The organism is Streptomyces sp. NPDC047072 (assembly GCF_040643855.1).
Lineage (GTDB): Bacteria > Actinomycetota > Actinomycetes > Streptomycetales > Streptomycetaceae > Streptomyces.
Map to the genome: position 1 here is coordinate 14964 of NZ_JBEYVC010000081.1, position 22218 is coordinate 37181.

The window sequence follows — 22218 nt, forward strand, 5'->3', positions numbered from 1 at the left end:
CCGCTTACCGGTCAGCCACCCGCATCTCGAACCAAGTCGTCTTCCCGCGGGGCAGCAGATCGACCCCCCACCGGTCGGAGAGCTTGTCCACCAGGAACAGTCCGCGCCCGCTGAGGTCCATCTCCTGCACCGGCATCAGACAGGGCAGCCCGCGGGAGGGGTCGCGCACCTCTATCCGGATCCAGCCGCGCCGCCGCCGCATCCGGAGGCCGAAGACCCGCGCCCCGGTGTGCCGTACGGCGTTCCCTACCAGTTCCGACACGAGTAACACGGCGTCTTCGGTCATCTTGGGCGTGAGCCCCCACTGCCGGAGGACGATCACCTGGGTGAGACGGCGGGCGGTGGCCGCGGACTCGGGCCGGGAGGGGAGCGGGACCTCACCCTCGGTAGGGTTTCCGAACAGTTCGAGCGCCTTCAGTGCATGCTCGTCCTCGACCGCCGGAGACCAGCGCGCCGCCGTCGCACGGCCGTCTCCCCGCGGCTGTTCGAAACCCTCCAGCCCCGCCATGACCCCATCATGGCCGCCCGACCGCCCCTCCGGGGCCGTTCCCGACGAATACGCCCCCCGCAATGCGCCGCCCCCGGAGGTTCGATCGGCATATGACAGCGGCACATCGGTGGCCCCGACAGCCTTACTGACCTGCGGTGAAGGCTCAATCGGAGGCAATCGACAGACTCCCTCGACAAGACAGACTTAAGGGTGACTTAAGGCTCCCATAAACCGCCCCATCGAGGGACCCGAATCAGACATCGCGTCAATTGCAAGTGGTTCAGAGGAATTTCGCCTTACCGGGGCCCTCCTCCACGAAGCTCTTCATACCCCGCTCGCGGTCCTCGGTGGCGAACAGGCCCGCGAACCAGTTGCGTTCCACCGCGAGGCCCGTCTCGATGTCCGTCTCCAGGCCGGTGTCGATCGACTCCTTCGCCGCGCGCAGCGCGATCGCCGGGCCCTGCGCCAGCTTCGCCGCCCAGGCGTGCGCGGCGGTGTACACCTCGTCGGCGGGGACGACCCGGTCCACCAGGCCGAGGGTCAGCGCCTCGTCGGCCTTGACCATCCGGCCGGTGAAGATCAGGTCCTTCGCCTTGGAGGGGCCGACCAGGCGGGCCAGCCGCTGGGTGCCGCCCGCGCCGGGGATCAGGCCGAGCAGGATCTCCGGCTGGCCGAGCTTGGCGTTCTCGGCGGCGACGCGGAAGTCCGCGCACAGGGCCAGCTCGCAGCCGCCGCCCAGGGCGTAGCCGGTGATCGCGGCGACCACCGGCTTGGGGATGCGGGCCACTGCCGTGAAGGAGTCCTGGAGGGCGCGGGCGCGCAGGACCATCGCGGTGTGGTCCATGGTCTGCATCTCCTTGATGTCCGCGCCCGCCGCGAACACCTTCTCCCCGCCGTACACCACCACGGCCCGCACGTCCGCGCGCCGGGTCGCCTCCTCGGCGAGTTCCTTGAGCCGGTCCTGCGTGGCCACGTCCAGCGCGTTCATGGGCGGCCGGTCGAGCCGAATGGTGCCGACACCTTCGGCGACTTCGAGATTCACGGTCATGGAGGCCAGGTTAACGGGCACTAACGGCGCGTGGCCGGGTGCGGTGGCTCACATTCGGCCGGGGGGCCGGGGGTTGCCCCCCAGGCAGGCACAGCACGGGGACCAACGGTGCGTCGCCGGGTGCGGTGACTCACAATCGGCCCGGGGTCCGGGGGTTGCCCCCCAGGCAGGCACAGCACGGGGACCAACGGCAGCGGCCCCGGTGTCGTGGATCAGAGCACCGGGGCCGCTGGTCGTCGTAGGGGCTACGCCTTCCACTTCTCCCAGGACATGTTCCAGCCGTTGAGGCCGTTGTCCGGGGCGACCGTCGCGTCGTCGGAGTTCTTCACGACCACCACGTCGCCGAGCAGGGAGTGGTTGAAGAACCAGGCCGCCGGGACGCCGCTGTCGTAGCCGCCCTTGACGTCGCGCAGGCCGACGCAGCCGTGGCTCGCGTTGTAGTTGCCGAAGGCGTCGCCGCCCCAGTAGTTGCCGTGGATGAAGGTGCCGGAGTCGGTGAGGCGGGCGGCGTGCGGCACGTCCTTGATGTCGTACTCGCCGCCGTAGCCGACCGTCTCGCCGTTCATCCGGGTCACCGCGAGCTTCTCGCTGATGACCATCTGGCCGTTCCAGGTGTCGTAACCGGGCTTGCCGGTGGTCACCTTGATGGTCTTGATCGTCTTACCGTCCCGCGTGACCTTCATCGTGTGCTTCTTGGCGTCCACGATCGAGACCTGGTTGCGGCCGACGGTGAAGGAGACGGTCTTGTCCTGCTTGCCGTAGACGCCGTCGCGGCCCTCCACGCCGTCGAGATCGAGGTCGACGGTGACCTTGGTGCCCTCCTTCCAGTACTTCTCGGGACGGAAGTCCAGGCGGTCGTTGCCGAACCAGTGACCGGCGACCTCGACGGCCGGCTCGGTCTTGATCGTGACGGCCTTCTCGACGGCCTCCGGGTCGGTGATGCCCCGGGTGAAGCGGAGGGAGAACGGCATTCCGACGCCGACGGTCGAGCCGTCCTCGGGCGTGAAGATGCCGATGAAGGTGTTCTTCGGGGTGAGGGTGGTGAAGCCGGAGTCCTCGGTGGCCGTACGGCCCCTGCTGTCCTTGGCGACCGCGTGCACCGTGTAGGCGGTGCCGGAGGCCAGATGGATCGACGGCGTCCAGGAGGCGCCGTCCGCGGCTATCTCCCCGGCTATCGCGCGGCCCTCGGCGTCCTTGACCTCGACCTGGCTCAGCTTGCCCTTGGTGGCGCTGACCTTGAGCGCGCCGCTGGTGTCGACGGACTTCGCGCCGTCCTGCGGGGCGATGGTGACGACCGCCTCGGACTGCTTGGTCTCGGCGGCCGCGGAATCCCCCTTGCCGCCCTTCGCGTTCTCGGACCCCGAGTCCGAGCCTCCCCCGCCGCACGCGGTGACGGCCAGCAGGAGGACGCCGAGTATCAGCGCCAGCAACCCCCTGGGCCGTACGGTCCCCCGCCCCCGCGCGTCAACCGACGCCCCCGGTATCGGTCGCACGTTCAAGTCGTTCTCCCCTCGCCGGGCCTGGTCAGACCCGCATTGCGCCTGCGCTCCAAGCGCGGTCGGCGCATATTAACCGCATAATTTTGAGTTTCACGTCAGTCAAATGTCACTGTTCAGTCACTGCCCGACTTCCACTGCTTCCAGCCCATATTCCACCCACCCAACCCGTTGTCGGGAGCGACCTTTTTGTCTTTGCTGTGGACGACCTCGACGACGTCACCGACGAGGCTGCGGTCGAAGAACCAGCCCGCGGGAGTGTCCGAGCTGCCGCCCTTCACGTCCCTGAGGCCCACGCAGCCGTGGCTGACATTGACCCTGCCGGGGGCGTTCGGCGCCCAGTAGTTGCCGTGCAGGAAGGTGCCGGAGTCGGTCAGACGCAGGGCGTGCGGGACGTCCGGGATGTCGTACTCGCCGCCGAAGCCGACCGTGCGGCTGTTCATACGGGTCACTTCGAGCATCTCGGTGACGACCATCTTGCCGTTGTAGGTGGTCGTCCTCGGGGCGCCGGCGGTGATCGGCACGGTGGTGATCAGTTCGCCGTCACGCCGGACCTGCATGGTGTGCGCGGCCGCGTCCACGAGGGAGACCTGGCTGCGGCCGACGGTGAAGGAGAACGTCTTGTACTGGAGGCCGTAGACGCCGGGTGCGCCCTCGACGTCCCTGAGCCGCAGCGCGACGGTCACCTGGGTGCCGGGCTTCCAGTAGTGCTCGGGGCGGAAGTCGAGGCGGTCCTTGCCGAACCAGTGCGGGCGGATCTCCACGGGGGGCTTCGCGGTGACGTGTACGGCGCGCTGGACGGCGGCGCGGTTGTCGATCTCGCGGTTGAACTCCAGGGAGACGATCATTCCGGTGCCGACGGTGGAGCGGTTCTCGGGGGTGACGTAGCCGATGAAGCGCTCTTCGGGGACGTGGGTGGTGAAGGTGGTGTGCCGGGCGGAACGGCGGCCGCGGCCGTCCAGGGCGACGACGTCGACGGTGTACTTGGCGGCGAGGGCGAGGCGTTGTTCGTCGGGGTCCCAGTGCAGGCCGTCGTCGGAGATGTGGCCGGGGACGGGGGAGTCCTGTGCGTCCTGGGACTTGGTGACGGTGACGGATTCGAGGCGGCCGTTGGGGATGTCGATGCGGAGCCGTTGGTCGGGGGCGGCGCCCTTTGTTCCGTCGTCGGGGGTGACGCGGATGACGTCTTCGGGGGCGGGGGGTTTGCCGAAGTCGCCGACGTCCGTGGTGCAGCCGGTCAGCAGCGCCACGAGGGTCAGAGCTGCGATTCCCACACGTTCATGTACATGCCTCACGAAGGGATCAACGACAAATGGGGCCTCAGGTTGTTGGAGGCCACAGGCCTGGGTGGGTGAAGGCAACGATCGTTTGGGCAGAACTGTGGGGAGGACGACGCGAGGGGGTGTCGCGGTCGGGATGCCGTGCGCCCTTTTCCGGTCGTTCCGTGAGCCGTGGGAGGCTGACCGAGGTGTCCAGCGCAGCCGAGCAGGAGGCGGTGAGCGTCGCCGCGCAGGAGCGGGCCGCCGCGCCGGTGAACGGTGTGCGGCGCACGGCCCCGCCGCCGTCCGTGCCCGTGTGGCCCGGCACGCCCATGCCGCTCGGGGCCCGGTTCCGGGTCGGGCCCGACGGGGTCGCGGGGACCAACTTCGCGCTGTGGGCGGGTGGCGCCGAGGCCGTCGAGCTGTGCCTGTTCGACGCGGACGGCAAGGAGACCAGGGCCCGGCTCAGTGAGCTGACGCACGAGATCTGGCACGGGTTCGTGCCGGGCGTGATGCCCGGTCAGCGGTACGGCTATCGCGTGCAGGGCCGCTGGGACCCGTGGACCGGCGCCCGCTGGAACCCCGCGAAGCTGCTTCTCGACCCGTACGCCCGCGCGGTCGACGGCGACTTCGGGCTGCCGCCAGAGGTCTACGGCCATGTCCGGGACTGGCCGCAGCAGCAGGTCGCGGACACCGTGCGCGACGACCGCGACTCGGCGCCGTACGTCCCCAAGGGCGTGGTCGTCCAGGACGACGACGACTGGAGCGACGACCGCCGCCCGAAGACGCCGTGGGCGGACTCGGTCATCTACGAGGTGCATGTACGGGGGTTCACGGCGCTGCACCCCGGCATCCCGGAGGAGCTGCGCGGCACGTACGCCGGTCTCGCCCACCCCGCCGCCATAGAGCACCTGGTCCAACTCGGCGTCACCGCGGTCGAGTTGCTCCCGGTCCACCAATTCGCCCACGAGGACCACCTGTTGCGCCGCGGCCTCAAGAACTACTGGGGCTACAACTCCATCGGCTACTTCGCCCCGCACGCCGCCTACGCGGCCTCCGGTACGACGGGACAGCAGGTCGGCGAGTTCAAGCGGATGGTGCGCGCGCTGCACGCCGCCGGCATCGAGGTCATCCTCGACGTGGTCTACAACCACACGGCGGAGGCGGGGGAGTTCGGGCCCACGCTGTCCATGAAGGGCATCGACAACCGGGGTTACTACCGCCTCCAGTCGGACGCGCGCCGGTACGCGGACTACACGGGCTGCGGCAACACGCTGCACGTCGTCCAGCCGCACGTCCTGCGGCTGATCACGGACTCGCTGCGCTACTGGGTGACCGAGATGGGCGTGGACGGCTTCCGCTTCGACCTGGCGGCCGCACTGGCCCGCTCGATGCACGACGTCGACATGCTCTCGCCGTTCCTCGCGGTGATCGCGCAGGACCCGGTGCTGAGGCGGGTGAAGCTGATCGCCGAGCCCTGGGACGTGGGCTCCGGCGGCTACCAGGTGGGCGCCTTCCCCCCGCTGTGGACGGAGTGGAACGACCGCTATCGCAACGCCGTCCGCGACTTCTGGCGGGGCGCGCTGCCGGACGTACGGGACCTCGGCTACCGGCTGTCCGGCTCCAGCGACCTGTACGCGTGGGGCGGGCGCCGGCCGTACGCCTCGGTCAACTTCATCACCGCGCACGACGGTTTCACGCTGCGCGACCTGGTGTCGTACGAGCGCAAGCACAACGAGGCCAACGGCGAGGGCAATCGGGACGGCACGGACGACAACCGGGCCTGGAACTGCGGGGCCGAGGGCGAGACGGACGACGAGCGCGTACGGGCGCTCAGGCGCCGCCAGTTGCGCAATCTGCTGACCACCCTGCTGCTGTCGACGGGCGTGCCGATGCTGGTCGCGGGCGACGAGCTGGGGCGCACTCAGCGCGGCAACAACAACGCGTACTGCCAGGACAACGAGATCAGTTGGGTGGACTGGAGCCTGCTGGAGGAGCCGGGCTGGCAGGCGCTCTGCGACCTCACCGCCCGCCTGATCGACCTGCGCCACCGCCACCCGGTGCTGCGCCGTCGTGCGTTCTTCTCCGGCCGCGCCCACTCGGCGGACGGCCTGCGCGACCTCGCCTGGTTCACGGCCCGCGGCACCGAGATGACGGAACGCGACTGGTACGCGCCCGCCGCCACGCTGGGGATGTACCTGTCCGGCCGTGACATCCCGGGCCGGGACGAACGCGGCGCCCCCATCCTCGACGACAGCTTCCTCACCCTGCTCCACGCGGGCGACCGCCCAACAAGCTTCGCCCTGCCGGGCCCGCCGTGGGCGGAACGGTACGAGGTACTCATCGACACCTCACGCGAGGACCAGACGGAGGCCCCGGGGGTGGTACACCGGGCGGGGGCGGCGATCACGGTGCCGGCGCGGTCGGTGCTGTTGTTGCGGGTCCATGAACTCCCGACCTGATCCCTGGGCCAATACACCGACCGGCTGATCAGACTCGGTCGTCGGCGGCGGTGCCGTGACGGCCGTCGCCGGTACGGCCACCGCCGCTGAAGCCGTCCCGACCGCCGAACATCCTCGGCGCCGACCTGCGCGAGCAGGGCGATCTCGCCCCGGACCGGCCGGAGTTGCCGGCCGAGCTGAAAGCCGCGTGGGAGAAGGTCGACGCGACCCTGCTGCCGTACCCGAAGTAGCCGGGCTAGCCGAGAATCCCCCGCTGATACGCCGTCGCGACCGCTGCCGCGCGGTCGTTGACGCCCAACTTGGCGTACAGGTGGGTGAGATGGGTCTTCACGGTCGCCTCGCTGATGAAGAGTTCGCGGGCGATCTCGCGGTTGGAGGTGCCCTTGGCGACCAGGGCGAGGACCTCGCGCTCGCGGGCGGAGAGGGGCTCGTTCGCGGGTGTCTTGGGTGAGCGGACGGCGGAGACCAGGCGGGACGCCACCGCCGGGGACAGGACCGTACGGCCCTCCGCCGCCGCCCGTACCGCCGTGAACAGCTCGTCGCGCGGGGCGTCCTTCAGCAGGTAGCCGGTCGCGCCCGCCTCGATGGCGGGCAGGGTGTCCGAGTCGGTGTCGTACGTCGTCAGCACCAGGATCTTCGCGCGGGCGGCCCGGCGGGTCAGCTCGCGGATCGCGTCCACGCCTCCCCCGCCCGGCATCCGCAGATCCATCAGGATCACGTCGGGGTCGAGCACGGCGGCCCGCTCGACCGCCTCGACGCCGTCGGCGGCCTCGCCGAGCACGGTGAAGCCGGGCGCGGACGCGAACATGCCGCGCAGACCGTCCCGTACGACGGGATGGTCGTCGACGATCAGCACCGAGATGTCACTGGTCATGGCGGACCAACGGTACGCGAGCCGACAGCGCGGTGCCGTGACCCGGTTCGGACTCGACGGTGAGGGCGCCGGCGATGCGTTCGGCGCGGGCGCGCATGCCGTCGAGGCCGAAGCCGCCCGCGTGGGTGCGGGCGGGGAGGGCGAGCGGGTCGAAGCCGCGGCCGTCGTCGCGGATGTCGAGGATCACCTCGTCGGTGAGGAAGGTCAGGGTGACGCCGAGCCGGGTGGCCCGCGCGTGCCGGGCGGCGTTGGAGAGGGACTCCTGGGCGATCCTGAGCAGCGTCGCGGAGACCTCGTCGTGGAGCTGCTCGGCGGTGCCGGCGAGCGTGAACTCGGCGCGGACGCCGGTGCGTTCACCCCACTCGGCGACCGTGTTCTTCAGCGCCTCGGGCAGTCCGTCGTGCTCCAGGGCGACGGGGGCGAGGTTGTGCACGGAGCGGCGGGCCTCGCCGAGGCTGTGCCGGGCCAGGTCCATCGCGCGGGTCACGTGCTCGCGGGCGAGGTTCTCGTCGGGGGTGCCTACGACGACCTGGAGCTGGGCGATGATCCCGGTCAGGCCCTGGGCGATGGTGTCGTGGATCTCGGCGGCCAGCCGCCGGCGCTCGTCGGCGACCCCTGCTTCCCGTGCCTGGACGAGGAGTTGGGCGTGAAGGGCGGCGTTCTCGTCGAGCGCCTGCTGGAGCGCCTCGATGGTCTCGGCGCGCTCCTTGGAACGCCGTTCCTCCTGCTCGGTGAGGTGGGCGACGACCACCTGGATGCCGTAGTTGGCCACCATGAGCGCGCCGAACGCCAGCCATTGGGCGATGCTGCCCGGCATCAGCCCACCGGCCTGCGCGCCCGCCACGGTGACCGCGCTGGCGAACAGTCCGAGGCGCCGCCACATCCCCGGGATCAGCTCGTCGGCGTCCATGTAGCCGGCGGCGGCGTAGAAGGCGAAGAAGGGGTTGATCCAGGTGAGCAGGAAGGCGATCGCCCAGCGCAGGATGTAGTACGCCGTTCCGGCCGGGGTGGGGGTACGGCCGCGCCGGGGCCGTCGGTGCCGGGTGGCGTGCCACCAGAGCTGGAGCAGGAGCGCGGCCGCGATCAGGCCCCCGAGGGCGTACCAGTCGGGCGGGCCGTCCATCAGGTCGGCGGCGGGGACCGCGAGGGCGACACTGATGCCGAGCAGCCCGTACGGCCCCCAGACGTGCAGTTGCTCCCAGCGCCGCTCGATCTGCGCATCCGTCGCGCTCATGTCCCCAGTCTGCACGGCGACGCCCCTACTCCCAGCGGAACCAGCGCACGGCGGCACCCGTGAGCAGCAGGATCCAGACGGCGACCACGCCCAGGTGGCCCCAGCCGGGCCAGTGTCCCGCGGCGGCCTGGTTGAGGGCCTCGGCCGCCGCGCCGAAGGGCGTGTAGCCGACGGCCCTCGCCAGCGCGTCCGGCATGGTCTGCACCGGCATCCAGACGCCCGCGCAGAACATCGAGGGGAAGAACACCGCGGAGCCGATGGCACCGGCGATCTTCGTCGTCCGGGAGAGCGAGGAGACCACCGCGCCGAGCGCGAGGGCCGCGAGGACGGTCAGGAGGAGGGCGAGCAGGTATCCGGCGGGCTGCTTCGGCAGGCGTACGGCGAAGGCGGCCCGGCCGACCACGAGGGCCAGCAGCGCGGAGGCCAGCGCGGCACCGCCGTAGACCACCATCTGCGCGGAGAGCAGGGCGGACGGGCGGACCGGGGTGGCGGACATACGGCGCAGGATGCCGCGCTCGCGGTAGTCGGTCAGGGTCTGCGGCATGGACTGGATGCCGCCGACGATCAGGCCGAGGAGCACGGCCACCGGGACGTAGGCGTCGACCGGGCGCAGGCCGCCGAAGTCGCCGTCGGGCTGCCGGAAGGACGGGATCGAGCCGAGGATCACCAGCAGCAGGGTCGGGAAGAGCAGGATCCAGAAGAGGGCACCGGGTTCCCGGCGGAAGAGGCGGGCTTCGGTGCGCAGTACGGCGGTGCTCATGCGGCTGCCTCCGTGTCGGTCGACGGGTCGGTCGCGGTGCCGGTCGACGGGTCGGTCGACGGGTCGGTCTTCGTCAGGTCGAGGAAGGCGTCGTCGAGGGTGGCGTCGACGACCCGGAGCTGGTGGGCGGTGACGTGGCGGCGGGCGAGGAGGGTGATGACCGCGTTCACGGTCTCGTCGGTGCCCGTCAGGGTGATACGGCCGTCCCGGTGCTCGACGGAGGCGAGCGCGGGCAGCGCGTTCAGCTCGTGGTCGTCGAGCGGGGTGGAGGGGGTGAAGCTGATGACCGTGGCGCCCGCCGAGCGGTGGATGAGACCGGCCGGGGTGTCCAGCGCGGCGATCCGCCCCTTGTCGATGACGGCGATCCGGTCGCAGAGCCGTTGCGCCTCCTCCATGAAGTGGGTGACCAGCAGGACGGTGACACCGTTCGCGCGGATGTCCTCGATCAGTTCCCAGGTGTCGCGGCGGGCGCGCGGGTCGAGGCCGGTGGTCAGCTCGTCCAGGACGACGATCCGCGGGTCGCCGACGAGGGCGAGCGCGATGAACAGGCGCTGCTTCTGGCCGCCGGAGAGCTTGCCGAACCGGGCGGTGAGCTTCCCGGTGAGGCCGAGGCGTTCGGCCAGCGGCCGCCAGTCGGCGGGGTGTTCGTGGAAGGAGGCGTAGAGCTCCAGCGCCTCCCGGACGGTGAGCTTGTCCTGGAGCTCGCTCTGCTGGAGCTGGGCGCCGAGGACGCGGGCCACGCGCGCGTGGTCGGCGACGGGGTCGAGACCGGTGACCCGGATCCGGCCGGAGTCGGGCACCCGCAGGCCCTCGACGCACTCGACGGTCGTGGTCTTCCCGGCGCCGTTCGGGCCGAGGATCCCGAAGATCTCGCCCTCCTCGACGGCGAAGGAGACACCGTCGACGACGGTCCGGCCGCCGTAGGACTTGCGCAGTTCGCTGACTTCGATGACGGACATGGCTCCAGCGTCCCGGCCCGGCCCCATGCACCACATCGCCCGTCGCGCTCGACCCGGCATCAGCCGATCGGTGGATGCGGCCGTACGACCCCTCGAACGCGCAGGTCGTAGGTCCAGCGGCCGACCCGGGTCCGGCCAAAACTCGGTGGGCGTTGTCAGTGCCGGTCCGTAGGCTCGCAGCTGATGTCCCTCACACGTGCAAACACCCAGGAACACTCCGCCGTCCGCACCCTCCTGCGGCTGTGGCCGTACGTCCGGCCCGCCCGCGTACGGCTGTTCAGCGCCGCGTTCGTCGCGGTCCTCGCCTCCTGTACGGGGCTGGTGATCCCGCTCGTCCTGAAGTGGATGGTGGACGGGCCGGTCGCCGACCACGACACGGCGGGCGTGTGGCTGGGCGCGCTGTACCTGCTGCTGCTCGGCTTCGCGGAGGCGCTGCTGTTCGGGCTGCGGCGGTGGCTGGTGGCCCGGCCGCTCACGCATGTCGAGGCGGAGATGCGGGCGGGCCTGTACCGCCACCTCCAGCGGCTGCCGGTCGCCTTCCACGACCGGTGGGCGTCCGGCCAGCTGCTCTCCCGGGGCACCACGGACCTGATGCTACTGCGCATGTTCCTGGCGTTCCCTTTGACGTTCCTGCTGGTCAACAGCGTGACGATCGTCGTCGGCGTGATCATCATGCTGCTCCAGGACTGGACGCTGGGCCTGGTCATCCTGGGCCCCGCGATCCCCGTGATGATCACCTGCGTGATCTTCGAGAAGCGGTACCACCACGTGGCGCGGCTCGCCCAGGACCAGGTCGGCGACCTGACGACGGTCGTCGAGGAGAGCGTGCTGGGCATCCGCATCATCAAGGGCTTCGGCCGCCACAGGTCGCAGGCGCGGGCCTTCAGGGACCTGACCGGAAAGCTCCGGGGAACGGAGCTGGCCAAGGCCCGCCTCCTGGCCACGATCTGGGGCGTCATCACGACCCTCCCGGAACTGGCCATCGGGGCGGCACTGGTCCTGGGCTGCGTCCAGGTGGCCGACGGCGACCTGTCGGCGGGCACGCTGGTGGCTTTCTTGTCCACAGCTCTGGCCCTGCGCTGGCCGGTGGAGTCGATCGGTTTCCTGCTGGCGATGAGCCAAGAGGCGGCAACGGCGACGGAACGCTATTTCGAGGCTGTGGATGAAGTACCGGAACAGGAAGACGCGCCCCAAAGGGGCGCGGGGAACTGCGCGACCAGCCCCCACCAAGCCGCAGACGGACTCCGTTTCCACAACGTCCGTTTCCGCTATCCAGACGCCCTCGAAGACTCCCCACCCGTCCTCGACCAGATCGATCTGCACATCCGCCCCGGCGAATCCATGGCCCTGGTCGGCGCCACCGGCAGCGGCAAGACCACCCTCACCGCCCTCGTCCCCCGCCTCCACGAACTGACATCGGGCCGCATCACCCTCGACGGCGAGGACATCACCGCGATGTCCCGTGACGAACTCCGCTCAAAAGTCGCTGTGGCCTTCGAGGAACCCACCCTCTTCTCCACCACCGTCGCCGACAACGTCCTCATGGGCACGGACGAGCGAGAACTGCAAAGAGCCCTCTCCGTAGCCCAGGCCGACTTCGTCCACGCCCTCCCCCAAGGCACCGAAACCCAGGTCGGCGAACAGGGCCTCAGCCTCTCCGGCGGCCAGCGCCAACGCCTCGCCCTGGCCCGAGCCGTGGTCGACCGCCCGAGGTTCCTCGTCCTCGACGACCCCCTGTCCGCCCTGGACGTCCACACGGAAGCCGCGGTGGAGGCCGCCCTACGGGACGTCCTCGCCGACACCACCGCCCTGATCGTCGCCCACCGCCCCTCCACCGTGCAGCTCGCCGACCGCGTCGCCCTCCTCTCGGACGGCCGCATCACAGCCGTGGGCACGCACCACGAACTCCTGCGTACGAACGCCGCGTACGCACACCTGATGTCCGGTTCCGCAGCGGAGGAGGACGCCCGATGACCGCCCCCACGACATCCGCCCCCACCGCCGACGACGAACCGGACCTGCCCGACCCGACGAGCGCCACCGCCGACGACGCCTTCGACGACGACCGCCTCCCCACTCCCCCGCGCGCCACCACCCTCCTCCTGCGCTCCCTGCTCGCCCCGATGAAGGCGAGGGTCACCGTCACGACCCTCCTGCTCCTCCTCCAGCAGGCCGCGGTCCAGGCGGGCCCGCTGCTCGTCGCGTACGCCATCGACAGTGCCGTACCGGCGTTCCGGCACAACGACAACGGCCCCCTGATCGCGGTCGGCGTCGGCTACGCGCTGTGCGCGCTGGCCTCCGGCGGCCTCCAGTACGCGTTCATCCTGGTCTCCGCCCGCGTCAACCAGGACGTCCTGCTCGACCTGCGCGGCCGCATCTTCCGGCACGCTCAGGCGCTGAGCATCGACTTCCACGAGCGCTACACCTCGGGCCGGCTGATCTCGCGTTCGACGACGGACGTGGAGTCGCTGCGCGAGCTGCTCAATGAGGGCCTCCAGGAACTCGTCACCGTCGTCCTGTCGTTCCTGTACATCTCCGCGCTGCTGCTCTGGCTGGACCTCGGGCTCGGCGCGGTCGCGGTCGCGTCGTTCGTGCCGTTGTACGGGCTGGTGCGGATCTACCAGCGCAGGGCGGGCCGGGTGTACCGCAAGCGGTCGACCGCCATCGCCGCCGTCATCGTGAAGTTCGTGGAGACGATGAACGGCATCCGGCCGGTGCGCGCGTTCCGCCGCGAGGCCGCCAACGACGCCGACTTCGCCGTACTCAACAAGCGGCACGAGCGGGTCAACGGCGACGCGCTCCTGGAGATGGCCCGCTATGTCGTCGGCTCCCGGCTGGTCGCCAACACGGCCGTCGCGGTGATCGTGCTGTGGGGCGCCTACCGGGTCGCGCAGGGCTCGCTGGACCTCGGTGTGCTGGCGGCCGCGGTGCTGTACCTGCGGCGGCTGTACGACCCGATCGACCGGCTCGGGATGTTCCTGAACTCCTACCAGTCGGCGGCCGCCTCCCTGGAGAAGATCGCCGGGCTGCTGGCGCAGACACCGACCGTCCCGGAGCCGTCAACACCCAGGCAGCTACCGGCACTTGCGTCGGAGCACCCCGGCCGCGAGGTGGTCTTCGACGGCGTCCGGTTCGGCTACCGCACCGGCGGCGAGGTGCTGCCCCGCTTCGATCTCACGCTCCCCGCCGGGCAGACGGTCGCGGTGGTCGGCTCGACCGGCGCCGGCAAGTCGACGCTCGCCAAGCTCCTCGCCCGCTTCTACGACCCCTCGGGCGGCCGCGTCCTGCTGGACGGCGTGGACCTGCGCGAGCTGGCCGTGCCCGAACTGCGGCGCGGGGTGGTCATGGTGACCCAGGAGGCGTTCCTGTTCTCCGGGACGGTCGCCGAGAACATCGCGATCGGACGGCCGGACGCGAGCCGGGAGGAGATCGAGCGGGCGGCGAAGGCGATCGGCGCGCACGACTTCATCAGCGCGCTGCCCGACGGCTACGACACGGACGTCCGCAAGCGGGGCGGCCGTATCTCCGCCGGGCAGCGCCAACTCGTGGCGTTCGCACGAGCGTTGCTCGCCGATCCGGCGGTGCTGATCCTGGACGAGGCGACCAGCTCGCTCGACATCCCTGGCGAGCGGGCGGTGCAGCGCGCGATGACGACGGTGCTGCGCGGCCGTACGGCGGTCGTGATCGCGCACCGGCTCTCCACGGTCGAGATCGCCGACCGGGTACTGGTCATGGAGCACGGCCGGATCGTCGAGGACGGCAGCCCGGCCGAACTGATCGCGGGTACGGGCCGGTTCGCGGATCTGCACCGGGCGTGGCGGGACAGCTTGGCGTGAGTCCACAACAGCGGGACAGCTCGGCGTGAGCACACGACAGGGGGACAGGTGATCGACGCTTACGAGGAGCCCGGCACGCCCGACCGCCGGGGCGGCTGGCGGTACTTGTGGTGGCTGGTGCGCCGCCAGCCGGGCCGGTCCGTGGCCGGCGCGCTGCTCGGCAGTACCTGGATGGTGCTGCTCGCGGCGACGCCGTACCTGATGGCGAAGGCGATCGACGAGGGGCTCGAACCCGGCGACTGGGGTGCGCTCACCTGGTGGTGCTGCGCGCTGTTCGCGGTCGGGTCCTTCAACGCCTGGCTGAGCATCATGCGGCACCGCACGATGACCCGGGTGCGAATGGACGCCTACTTCCGCACGGTCAAGGTGATCGTCGGCCAGGCGGTGCGACTCGGTGCCGCGCTGTCGCGGCGGACCGGCGCCGGTGAGGTCGTGACGATCGGGGTGAGCGACGTCCAGACGATCGCCTCGGCGCTGACCGTCGTCGGCCCGGGCGTCGGCGCGGTGGTCGCCTACCTCACGATCGCCGCGATCCTGGTGTCGGTCTCCGCCGTCCTGGCCGCCGTGATCCTGCTCGGCATCCCCCTGATCGTGCTGCTCGTCGGCCCCTTCCTGACCCGGCTCCAGGGCACCGAGACGGAGTACCGCGAGCTTCAGGGCGTCCTCACCGCCCGGATCGCCGACCTCGCCGGCGGCCTGCGCGTCCTGAACGGCCTTGGCGGCAAGTCCCTGGTCGCCGACGCCTTCCACCGCGACTCCCAGCGCCTGCGCGCCCAGGGCTACCGCGTCGGCGCGGTCACCAGCTGGGTCCAGGCCCTCGGCATCGGCCTGCCCACCCTGTTCCTCGCGGTGGTCACCTGGCTGGCGGCCCGCCTGGCCGCGCAAGGGACCATCACGGTGGGCGAGTTGGTGGCGGTGTACGGCTATGTGGCGGTCCTGATCGGCCCGGTGGCGTTCTGGGTGGAGTGCGGCTACCAACTGAGCCGGGGGGTGGTGGCGGCGCGAAGGGTCGTACGGTTCCTGGAGCTTGAGCCGATGGAGGACAGGGGTACGAGGGACGCCCCGGCGGAACCGTCGGTCCTGCACGACCCGGACTCGGGAGTACGCGTCCTGCCGGGCCGCCTGACCGCGCTGGTCTGTGCAAGCCCAGCGGATGCGACGGCGGTGGTCGACCGCTTGGGCCGGTACGCACCATCGACGGCGACCTGGGGCGGAGTACCACTGGACGAGATCCGGCTTGCCCAGATCCGAGAGCACATCCTGGTGGCGGACCACGAGGCAGACCTGTTCGCAGGCAACCTACGTGAGATGATCACGCCTTTCAGGGGCGCGGGGAACTGCGCGACCAGCCACAACGAACTCGCAGCCGCCATACACGCAGCAGCGGCAGACGATATCGCGCAATCCCTCCCCACCGGCCTCGACTCCCCCATAGACGCCCAGGCCCGCAACCTCTCCGGCGGCCAACGCCAACGCGTAAGACTCGCAAGGGCGTTGCAAGCAAACCCCGCCGTACTCCTGGCCGTGGAACCGACATCCGCCCTGGACGCCCACACAGAAGCAAGAGTCGCGAACCGCCTCCACTCATTCCGCGAAGGCCGCACAACGGTGATCACCACCACCTCCCCCCTCATGCTCGACCAGGCCGACACAGTCCACTACCTGGTCGACGGAAAGCTCGCAGCATCCGGAACGCACCAACAACTCCTCACGACAGAACCCGGATACCGCGAACTGGTGGCCCGAGACGCGGAGGTCATGAAGTGAGCGAGACCCACCTCCCGGTCGCCGATCCGGCCACCGTAAGACGTGCGGCGACCCACCTCGTACAAGCCGACGCAAGAGCCTTCACCACCGTCCTCGCCCTGAACGCCGCCGCCGCACTCACCGGCCTCGCCGGCCCCTGGCTGCTCGGCCGCATCATCGACGACGTCCGCAGCGGCGAAGGCGTGAACACGGTCGACCACCTCGCCCTGATCCTCATCGCCTGCGCGATCGCCCAACTCCTCCTCGCCCGCTGGGCCCGCTTCGTAGGCCACCGCTTCGGCGAACGCACCCTCGCCCGGGTCCGCGAGGAGTTCGTGGACCGTACGCTCGCGCTGCCCGCGTCGGTCGTGGAGCGGGCCGGCACCGGCGATCTGACGGCACGCGGCACCGCCGACGTGGCGACCGTGGGCACCACGCTCCGCGACGCCGGCCCCGAACTCCTCATCAACACCGTGCAGTTCCTGTTCCTGCTCGGCGCGGTCTTCCTGCTGGACCCGTTGCTCGGCCTGGTCGGGGTGTGCGGGATGCTGCCCATCTGGGTGGTGCTGCGCTGGTATCTGCGGCGGGCCAGGGACGGCTATCTGGCGGAGGGCGCGGCCACCTCCGACCTCGCCGAGATCATCGCGTCCACCGCGTCCGGCGCGCGCACGGTCGAGGCGTTCCGGCTCCAGGAGCAGCGCACCACCGCGAGCCGCGACGCCATCGAGACGGCGCGGCGCACCCGCTTCTACACGCTCTTCCTGCGCAGCGTGTTCTTCCCCGTGGTCGAGGTGGCGTACGTCCTTCCCGTGGCCGGCGTCCTGGTCGTCGGCGGGATGCTGCACGCGCGGGGCGTGATGAGCCTCGGCTCGGTCGTGGCGGCGGCCCTGTATCTCCAGCAGTTGGTCAATCCGCTCGACCAGATCCTGGTGCGGATCGAGCAACTCCAGTCCAGCGGTGCCTCGTTCGCCCGCGTGGAGGGCCTGGGCGGGGCGCCGCGCGCCGACGCCGGCGAGGCTCCCCGTCCGGCGGACGACCGCATCGACGTGACGGACGTGCGCTACTCCTACGGGCCGGGCGGCCGCGAGGTGCTGCACGGCGTGGACCTGACCGTGCGGCCCGGGGAGCGGCTCGCGGTGGTCGGTCCGTCCGGTGCCGGGAAGACCACGCTGAGCAGGTTGCTGGCGGGCGTGGACGCGCCGACGAGCGGGTCGGTGACCGTCGGCGGGGTGCCGGTGGTGCGCCTGGACCCGGAGCAGCTGCGCCGCCAGGTCGTCCTGGTCACCCAGGAGCACCATGTCTTCCTGGGCACGGTCCGCGACAACCTCCTGATCGCCGAACCCGGCGCCGGGGACGAGGAGTTGTGGGCCGCCCTGGCCGCCGTAGGAGCGGACGGGTGGGTGCGGGAGCTGGCCGAGGGGCTCGACACCGCGCTGGGCGAGGGGGGTTGCCGTACGGACGGTTCGCAGGCGCAGCAACTCGCCCTGGCCCGGGTGGTGTTGGCGGACCCGCACACGCTGATCCTGGACGAGGCGACGGCGTTGCTGGATCCCACGACGGCCCGGCACACCGAGCGCGCCCTGGCCGCCGTACTGGAAGGGCGGACCGTGATCGCCATCGCGCACCGGCTGCACACCGCGCACGACGCGGACCGGGTGGCGGTGATGGAGGACGGGCGGCTGACCGAACTCGGCACGCATGACGAGCTGGTGGCGGCCGACGGGGCGTACGCGGCGCTCTGGCACTCGTGGCACGGGGACCGGTCCGGTGCCGACGGGTCCGTATAGCGAACATGAACTCCCGGACAACGAACGATTTCCGGCCAACTTCCTGACGCGCCCCTGACAGAAACCGCGATCTCCTGCCACTCTTCCCACGGCCGCGTCACAGCAACCCCACAGGCACTTCACAGGTGACGGCGGTCGAACTCCCGCACGCGTACGCCCCGTTCTGCCCGGACGGCCCACCCGCCGACCGGTCTCCCCCGGCCGCGCGATCCGCGGCCCGCAGAAGGAGTCAGTGTTGAGAGAGAGTTCCTCCCACAGACGCACCTCCCACACCCTGAACCGCAAGGCCGCCGCCGTGGCCCTCGTCGGTGTCTCCGCCCTGATCGCCGCGGCCGTCCAGTCCGGCGCCGCGAACGCCGTCCCGGGAGCGGGCAAGGTCATCCCGGGCGCCGAGTCCGTCAGACTCACCCCCTCCCAGCGCGCCGAGCTGCTCCGCACGGCCGACGCCGGCAAGGCGGACACGGCCAGGGAACTCGGCCTGGGCGCCAAGGAGAAGCTGGTCGTCCGCGATGTCCTCAAGGACGGCAACGGCACGATCCACACGCGCTACGAGCGCACGTACGACGGTCTGCCTGTCCTCGGCGGCGACCTGGTCGTCGACAGCACCGAGGCCGACGCGACAGCGGCCGTGCGCAAGGCGACCGGCGCCACGATCAAGGTCGCGTCCGTCACTCCGAAGGTGACCGCCGCCAAGGCCTCGGCGCAGGCCCTGAAGGCCGCGACGGCCGCCGACGCCAAGAGCCCGGACGTCAACCGCGCCCCGCGCAAGGTGATCTGGGCGGCGAACGGCACCCCGACGCTGGCGTACGAGACGGTCGTCGGCGGGCTCCAGGAGGACGGCACGCCGAACGAGCTGCACGTCGTCACCGACGCGGCGACCGGCGCGAAGCTCTACGAGTACCAGGGCATCGAGACCGGCACCGGCAACACCATGTACAGCGGCACGGTCACGCTCGGCACCTCCCAGTCCGGCTCGACGTACAACCTGACCGACGCGGCGCGCGGCAACCACAAGACGTACAACCTCAACCGCGGCACCTCCGGCACCGGCACGCTCTTCTCCGGCCCGGACGACATCTGGGGCAACGGCAGCGCCTCCAACACGGAGACGGCCGCGGCGGACGCGCACTACGGGGCCGCGCTCACCTGGGACTACTACAAGAACGTGCAGGGGCGTTCGGGCATCCGCGGGGACGGGGTCGGGGCGTACTCCCGGGTCCACTACGGCAGCAACTACGTCAACGCGTTCTGGTCGGACAGCTGCTTCTGCATGACGTACGGCGACGGCTCGGGCAACACGCACCCGCTGACGTCGATCGACGTGGCCGGGCACGAGATGACGCACGGTGTCACGGCGAACACCGCCGGCCTCAACTACTCCGGAGAGTCGGGCGGATTGAACGAGGCCACCTCCGATATCTTCGGCACGGCCGTCGAGTTCTACGCCAACAACTCCTCCGACGTCGGTGACTACCTCATCGGCGAGGAGATCGACATCAACGGCGACGGCACGCCGCTGCGTTACATGGACCAGCCGAGCAAGGACGGGTCGTCCAGGGACAGTTGGTACTCGGGGCTGGGAAACCTCGACGTGCACTACTCGTCCGGTCCGGCCAACCACTTCTTCTATCTGCTGAGCGAGGGCAGCGGCACCAAGACCATCAACGGTGTCACCTACAACTCGCCCACCTCGGACGGCCTTCCGGTCACCGGCATCGGCCGCGACAAGGCGGAGAAGATCTGGTTCCGCGCACTGACCACGAAGTTCACCTCGACCACCAACTACGCGGCGGCCCGCACCGGGACGCTCGCGGCGGCGGGTGAGCTGTACGGCACCACGAGCGCCGAGTACACGGCCGTACAGAACGCCTGGGCGGCGATCGCGGTCGGCTCGCGTCCCGGTGGCGGCGGCGGTGGCGGTACCTCCTTCGAGAACACCGCCGACGTATCGATTCCGGACAACGGCGCGGCGGTCACCTCGTCGATCGCCGTGACCGGCCGGACCGGCAACGCGCCGTCCAACCTCCAGGTCGCTGTCGACATCGTGCACACCTACATCGGCGACCTCCAGGTGCAGCTGGTCGCCCCCGACGGCACCGCCTACACGCTGAAGGCGTACGGCACCGGCGGCAGCACGGACAACATCAACACGACGTACACCGTCAACGCGTCCTCCGAAGTCGCCAACGGGACCTGGCAGTTGCGGGTCCAGGACAACGCGGCCGTCGACACGGGTTACATCAACAGCTGGAAGCTGACCTTCCCGTAGGCCCGCACCCGCACCAAGACAGGGCGCCGCCCCGGTGGTTCGACTCCCCGGGGCGGCGCCCTCTTTTTGCCATCCCATGACCGACGGCCTGTTGGCGCTTTACCCAGGTCAACCCCCTTTACATGCCCGCAATGTTCATCCAGCCGTCGACTTTCAGCCAACATCACTTGAGGGTCCTGACATGTACGCGCCTTGATGCCACGCTTCCTCACAACCGCCGCACAACTTCACAGCAACCCCGGAAGGCAACCCCACGCCGTCCGGGCTCCCCCACGAAGGAGCTTGTGTGACCCCCCTCTACGCGCGTCACAAGCGCACCACCCTGGCCATCGCGACCGCCGTCGCCGCCGGTGCCCTGCTCACCACCGGCCTCACCGCCGGTGCCGCCTCCGCCGAGACCCCGGCGGAAGCGGGCAAGGCCGCCCTCTCCGCCGCGCCGCTCCAGCTGTCCGCGGCCGCGCGCACCTCGCTCATCAAGGAGCGCCAGGCCACCGCCGCCGACACGGCCCAGGAGATAGGCCTCGGCGCCAAGGAGAAGCTGGTCGTCAAGGACGTCGTGAAGGACGCCGACGGCACGGTGCACACCCGCTACGAGCGCACCTACGACGGCCTGCCCGTCCTCGGCGGCGACCTCGTCGTCCACGAGTCGAAGTCCGGTGCCACCGAAGGCGTTTCCAAGGCCACGACCAAGACCATCAAGGTCTCCTCGCTGACCCCGAAGCTCACCGTCGCCAAGGCCGAGCAGCAGGCGCTGACCGCCGCCAAGGCCGCGGGCTCGGACAAGACCGCCGCCGACGGTGCCCGCAAGGTCATCTGGGCCGGCTCGGGCACCCCCGTCCTCGCCTACGAGACGATCGTCGGCGGCTTCCAGGACGACGGCACCCCGAACCAGCTGCACGTCATCACCGACGCGGCGACCGGCAAGAAGCTCTTCGAGTACCAGGGCATCGAGAACGCGACCGGCACCGGCAAGAGCCTGTACTCGGGCACGGTCAGCCTGGAGACCACCCTCTCCGGCTCGACGTACCAGCTGACCGACGGCACCCGCGGCAGCCACAAGACGTACAACAAGTCCCACACCACCAGCTCTTCGGCCGGCACCCTGTTCACGGACGCCGACAACACGTGGGGCACCGGTGCCGCGTCCAGCTCCACCACCGACCAGACGGCGGCCGTCGACGCCGCCTACGGCGCGGCGGAGACCTGGGACTTCTACAAGAACACCTTCGGCCGCAGCGGCATCAAGAACAACGGTGTCGCGGCCTACTCGCGCGTCCACTACGGCAACGCGTACGTCAACGCGTTCTGGGACGACAGCTGCTTCTGCATGACCTACGGCGACGGCTCGGGCAACACCCACCCGCTGACCTCGCTGGACGTGGCCGGCCACGAGATGAGCCACGGCGTCACCTCGAACACGGCGGGCCTGAACTACTCGGGCGAGTCCGGCGGCCTGAACGAGGCCACCTCGGACATCTTCGGCACGGGTGTGGAGTTCTACGCGGCGAACTCCTCCGACCCCGGTGACTACCTCATCGGCGAGAAGATCAACATCAACGGCGACGGCACCCCGCTGCGCTACATGGACCAGCCCAGCAAGGACGGCGGCTCGGCCAACTACTGGTCCTCCTCGGTCGGCAACCTGGACGTCCACTACTCGTCCGGCGTGGCGAACCACTTCTTCTACCTCCTCTCGGAGGGCAGCGGCGCGAAGACGATCAACGGGGTCTCGTACAACTCCCCGACGTCCAACGGCTCCACGGTCACCGGCATCGGCCGCGCGAAGGCGCTGCAGATCTGGTACAAGGCGCTGACGACGTACTTCACGTCGACGACCAACTACAAGTCGGCGCGCACCGGCACGCTCTCAGCGGCGACGGCCCTGTACGGCTCCGGCAGCACCGAGTACAACGCGGTGGCAGCGGCCTGGTCCGCGGTCAACGTGAGCTAGCACCAAGGGTCTTGGCGGGGCGGCACCCGGGCCGAAGGCATTCCCGG

The 22218-nt window shown here is 70.4% G+C and carries 15 protein-coding genes; 7 read left to right on the forward strand and 8 right to left on the reverse strand.

The features are described from left to right. Positions 1-4 precede the first annotated feature (4 nt). The 4 genes from ABZ896_RS29510 to ABZ896_RS29525 all read right to left on the reverse strand — a co-directional run bounded on the left by ABZ896_RS29510 (position 5) and on the right by ABZ896_RS29525 (position 4302). Entirely contained in the window at positions 5-508 is a 504-nt protein-coding gene (locus ABZ896_RS29510; protein ID WP_360935693.1) for an ATP-binding protein, read from the reverse strand. A gap of 262 nt (positions 509-770) precedes the next feature. Further along, entirely contained in the window at positions 771-1538 is a 768-nt protein-coding gene (locus ABZ896_RS29515) for an enoyl-CoA hydratase-related protein (protein WP_360935696.1), read from the reverse strand. A gap of 245 nt (positions 1539-1783) precedes the next feature. Then, a complete protein-coding gene (locus ABZ896_RS29520) occupies positions 1784-3031 on the reverse strand; it encodes an Ig-like domain-containing protein (RefSeq protein WP_360935745.1) in 1248 nt (415 codons plus the stop codon). A gap of 119 nt (positions 3032-3150) precedes the next feature. Then, a complete protein-coding gene (locus tag ABZ896_RS29525) occupies positions 3151-4302 on the reverse strand; it encodes an Ig-like domain-containing protein (RefSeq protein ID WP_360935748.1) in 1152 nt (383 codons plus the stop codon). 200 nt (positions 4303-4502) lie between these two features. Between ABZ896_RS29525 and glgX the strand changes: the two genes are divergently transcribed. Continuing rightward, positions 4503-6755: a glycogen debranching protein GlgX gene (gene glgX / locus ABZ896_RS29530; protein ID WP_360935699.1), complete on the forward strand. Its 2253-nt coding sequence runs from the start codon at positions 4503-4505 to the stop codon at positions 6753-6755. Positions 6756-6990: 235 nt separating this feature from the next. Here glgX and ABZ896_RS29535 read toward each other — a convergent pair whose 3' ends face one another. From ABZ896_RS29535 to ABZ896_RS29550, 4 genes are read right to left on the reverse strand one after another with little or no spacing between them, the layout of a single operon-like run. Next, complete coding sequence (locus ABZ896_RS29535) at positions 6991-7629, reverse strand: response regulator transcription factor (RefSeq protein ID WP_360935702.1); 639 nt, start codon at positions 7627-7629, stop codon at positions 6991-6993. Beyond that, positions 7619-8863, reverse strand: coding sequence for a sensor histidine kinase (locus tag ABZ896_RS29540; RefSeq protein ID WP_360935705.1), 1245 nt, complete (start codon positions 8861-8863; stop codon positions 7619-7621). The genes ABZ896_RS29535 and ABZ896_RS29540 overlap by 11 nt, the downstream gene beginning before the upstream one ends. 25 nt (positions 8864-8888) lie before the next feature. Continuing rightward, complete coding sequence (locus ABZ896_RS29545) at positions 8889-9623, reverse strand: ABC transporter permease (RefSeq protein ID WP_360935708.1); 735 nt, start codon at positions 9621-9623, stop codon at positions 8889-8891. Then, positions 9620-10582, reverse strand: coding sequence for an ABC transporter ATP-binding protein (locus tag ABZ896_RS29550; protein ID WP_360935711.1), 963 nt, complete (start codon positions 10580-10582; stop codon positions 9620-9622). Before ABZ896_RS29550 ends, ABZ896_RS29545 begins: the two co-directional genes overlap by 4 nt. Before the next feature lie 183 nt (positions 10583-10765). Between ABZ896_RS29550 and ABZ896_RS29555 the strand changes: the two genes are divergently transcribed. The 6 genes from ABZ896_RS29555 to ABZ896_RS29580 all read left to right on the forward strand — a co-directional run bounded on the left by ABZ896_RS29555 (position 10766) and on the right by ABZ896_RS29580 (position 22171). Next, positions 10766-12556: an ABC transporter ATP-binding protein gene (locus ABZ896_RS29555; RefSeq protein WP_360935714.1), complete on the forward strand. Its 1791-nt coding sequence runs from the start codon at positions 10766-10768 to the stop codon at positions 12554-12556. Continuing rightward, on the forward strand, positions 12553-14418 hold the full coding sequence (locus tag ABZ896_RS29560) for an ABC transporter ATP-binding protein (protein ID WP_360935717.1): 1866 nt from the start codon (positions 12553-12555) through the stop codon (positions 14416-14418). The genes ABZ896_RS29555 and ABZ896_RS29560 overlap by 4 nt, the downstream gene beginning before the upstream one ends. A gap of 48 nt (positions 14419-14466) precedes the next feature. After that, entirely contained in the window at positions 14467-16185 is a 1719-nt protein-coding gene (locus ABZ896_RS29565; protein ID WP_360935720.1) for an ABC transporter ATP-binding protein, read from the forward strand. Continuing rightward, positions 16182-17951: an ABC transporter ATP-binding protein gene (locus tag ABZ896_RS29570; RefSeq protein ID WP_360935722.1), complete on the forward strand. Its 1770-nt coding sequence runs from the start codon at positions 16182-16184 to the stop codon at positions 17949-17951. Before ABZ896_RS29565 ends, ABZ896_RS29570 begins: the two co-directional genes overlap by 4 nt. Before the next feature lie 235 nt (positions 17952-18186). Then, on the forward strand, positions 18187-20220 hold the full coding sequence (locus ABZ896_RS29575) for a M4 family metallopeptidase (RefSeq protein WP_360935725.1): 2034 nt from the start codon (positions 18187-18189) through the stop codon (positions 20218-20220). Positions 20221-20506: 286 nt separating this feature from the next. Then, positions 20507-22171, forward strand: coding sequence for a M4 family metallopeptidase (locus ABZ896_RS29580; protein ID WP_360935728.1), 1665 nt, complete (start codon positions 20507-20509; stop codon positions 22169-22171). The last annotated feature ends 47 nt before the right edge of the window (positions 22172-22218 follow it).

What these genes read in the sequence shown, in the direction of transcription:
- ABZ896_RS29535 (WP_360935702.1), bottom strand. Translation starts at nt 7,629, where the DNA reads ATGACCAGTGACATCTCGGTGCTGATCGTCGACGACCATCCCGTCGTA.
- ABZ896_RS29515 (WP_360935696.1), bottom strand. Translation starts at nt 1,538, where the DNA reads ATGACCGTGAATCTCGAAGTCGCCGAAGGTGTCGGCACCATTCGGCTC.
- ABZ896_RS29540 (WP_360935705.1), bottom strand. Translation starts at nt 8,863, where the DNA reads ATGAGCGCGACGGATGCGCAGATCGAGCGGCGCTGGGAGCAACTGCAC.
- ABZ896_RS29550 (WP_360935711.1), bottom strand. Translation starts at nt 10,582, where the DNA reads ATGTCCGTCATCGAAGTCAGCGAACTGCGCAAGTCCTACGGCGGCCGG.
- ABZ896_RS29545 (WP_360935708.1), bottom strand. Translation starts at nt 9,623, where the DNA reads ATGAGCACCGCCGTACTGCGCACCGAAGCCCGCCTCTTCCGCCGGGAA.
- ABZ896_RS29510 (WP_360935693.1), bottom strand. Translation starts at nt 508, where the DNA reads ATGGCGGGGCTGGAGGGTTTCGAACAGCCGCGGGGAGACGGCCGTGCG.
- ABZ896_RS29560 (WP_360935717.1), top strand. Translation starts at nt 12,553, where the DNA reads ATGACCGCCCCCACGACATCCGCCCCCACCGCCGACGACGAACCGGAC.
- ABZ896_RS29555 (WP_360935714.1), top strand. Translation starts at nt 10,766, where the DNA reads ATGTCCCTCACACGTGCAAACACCCAGGAACACTCCGCCGTCCGCACC.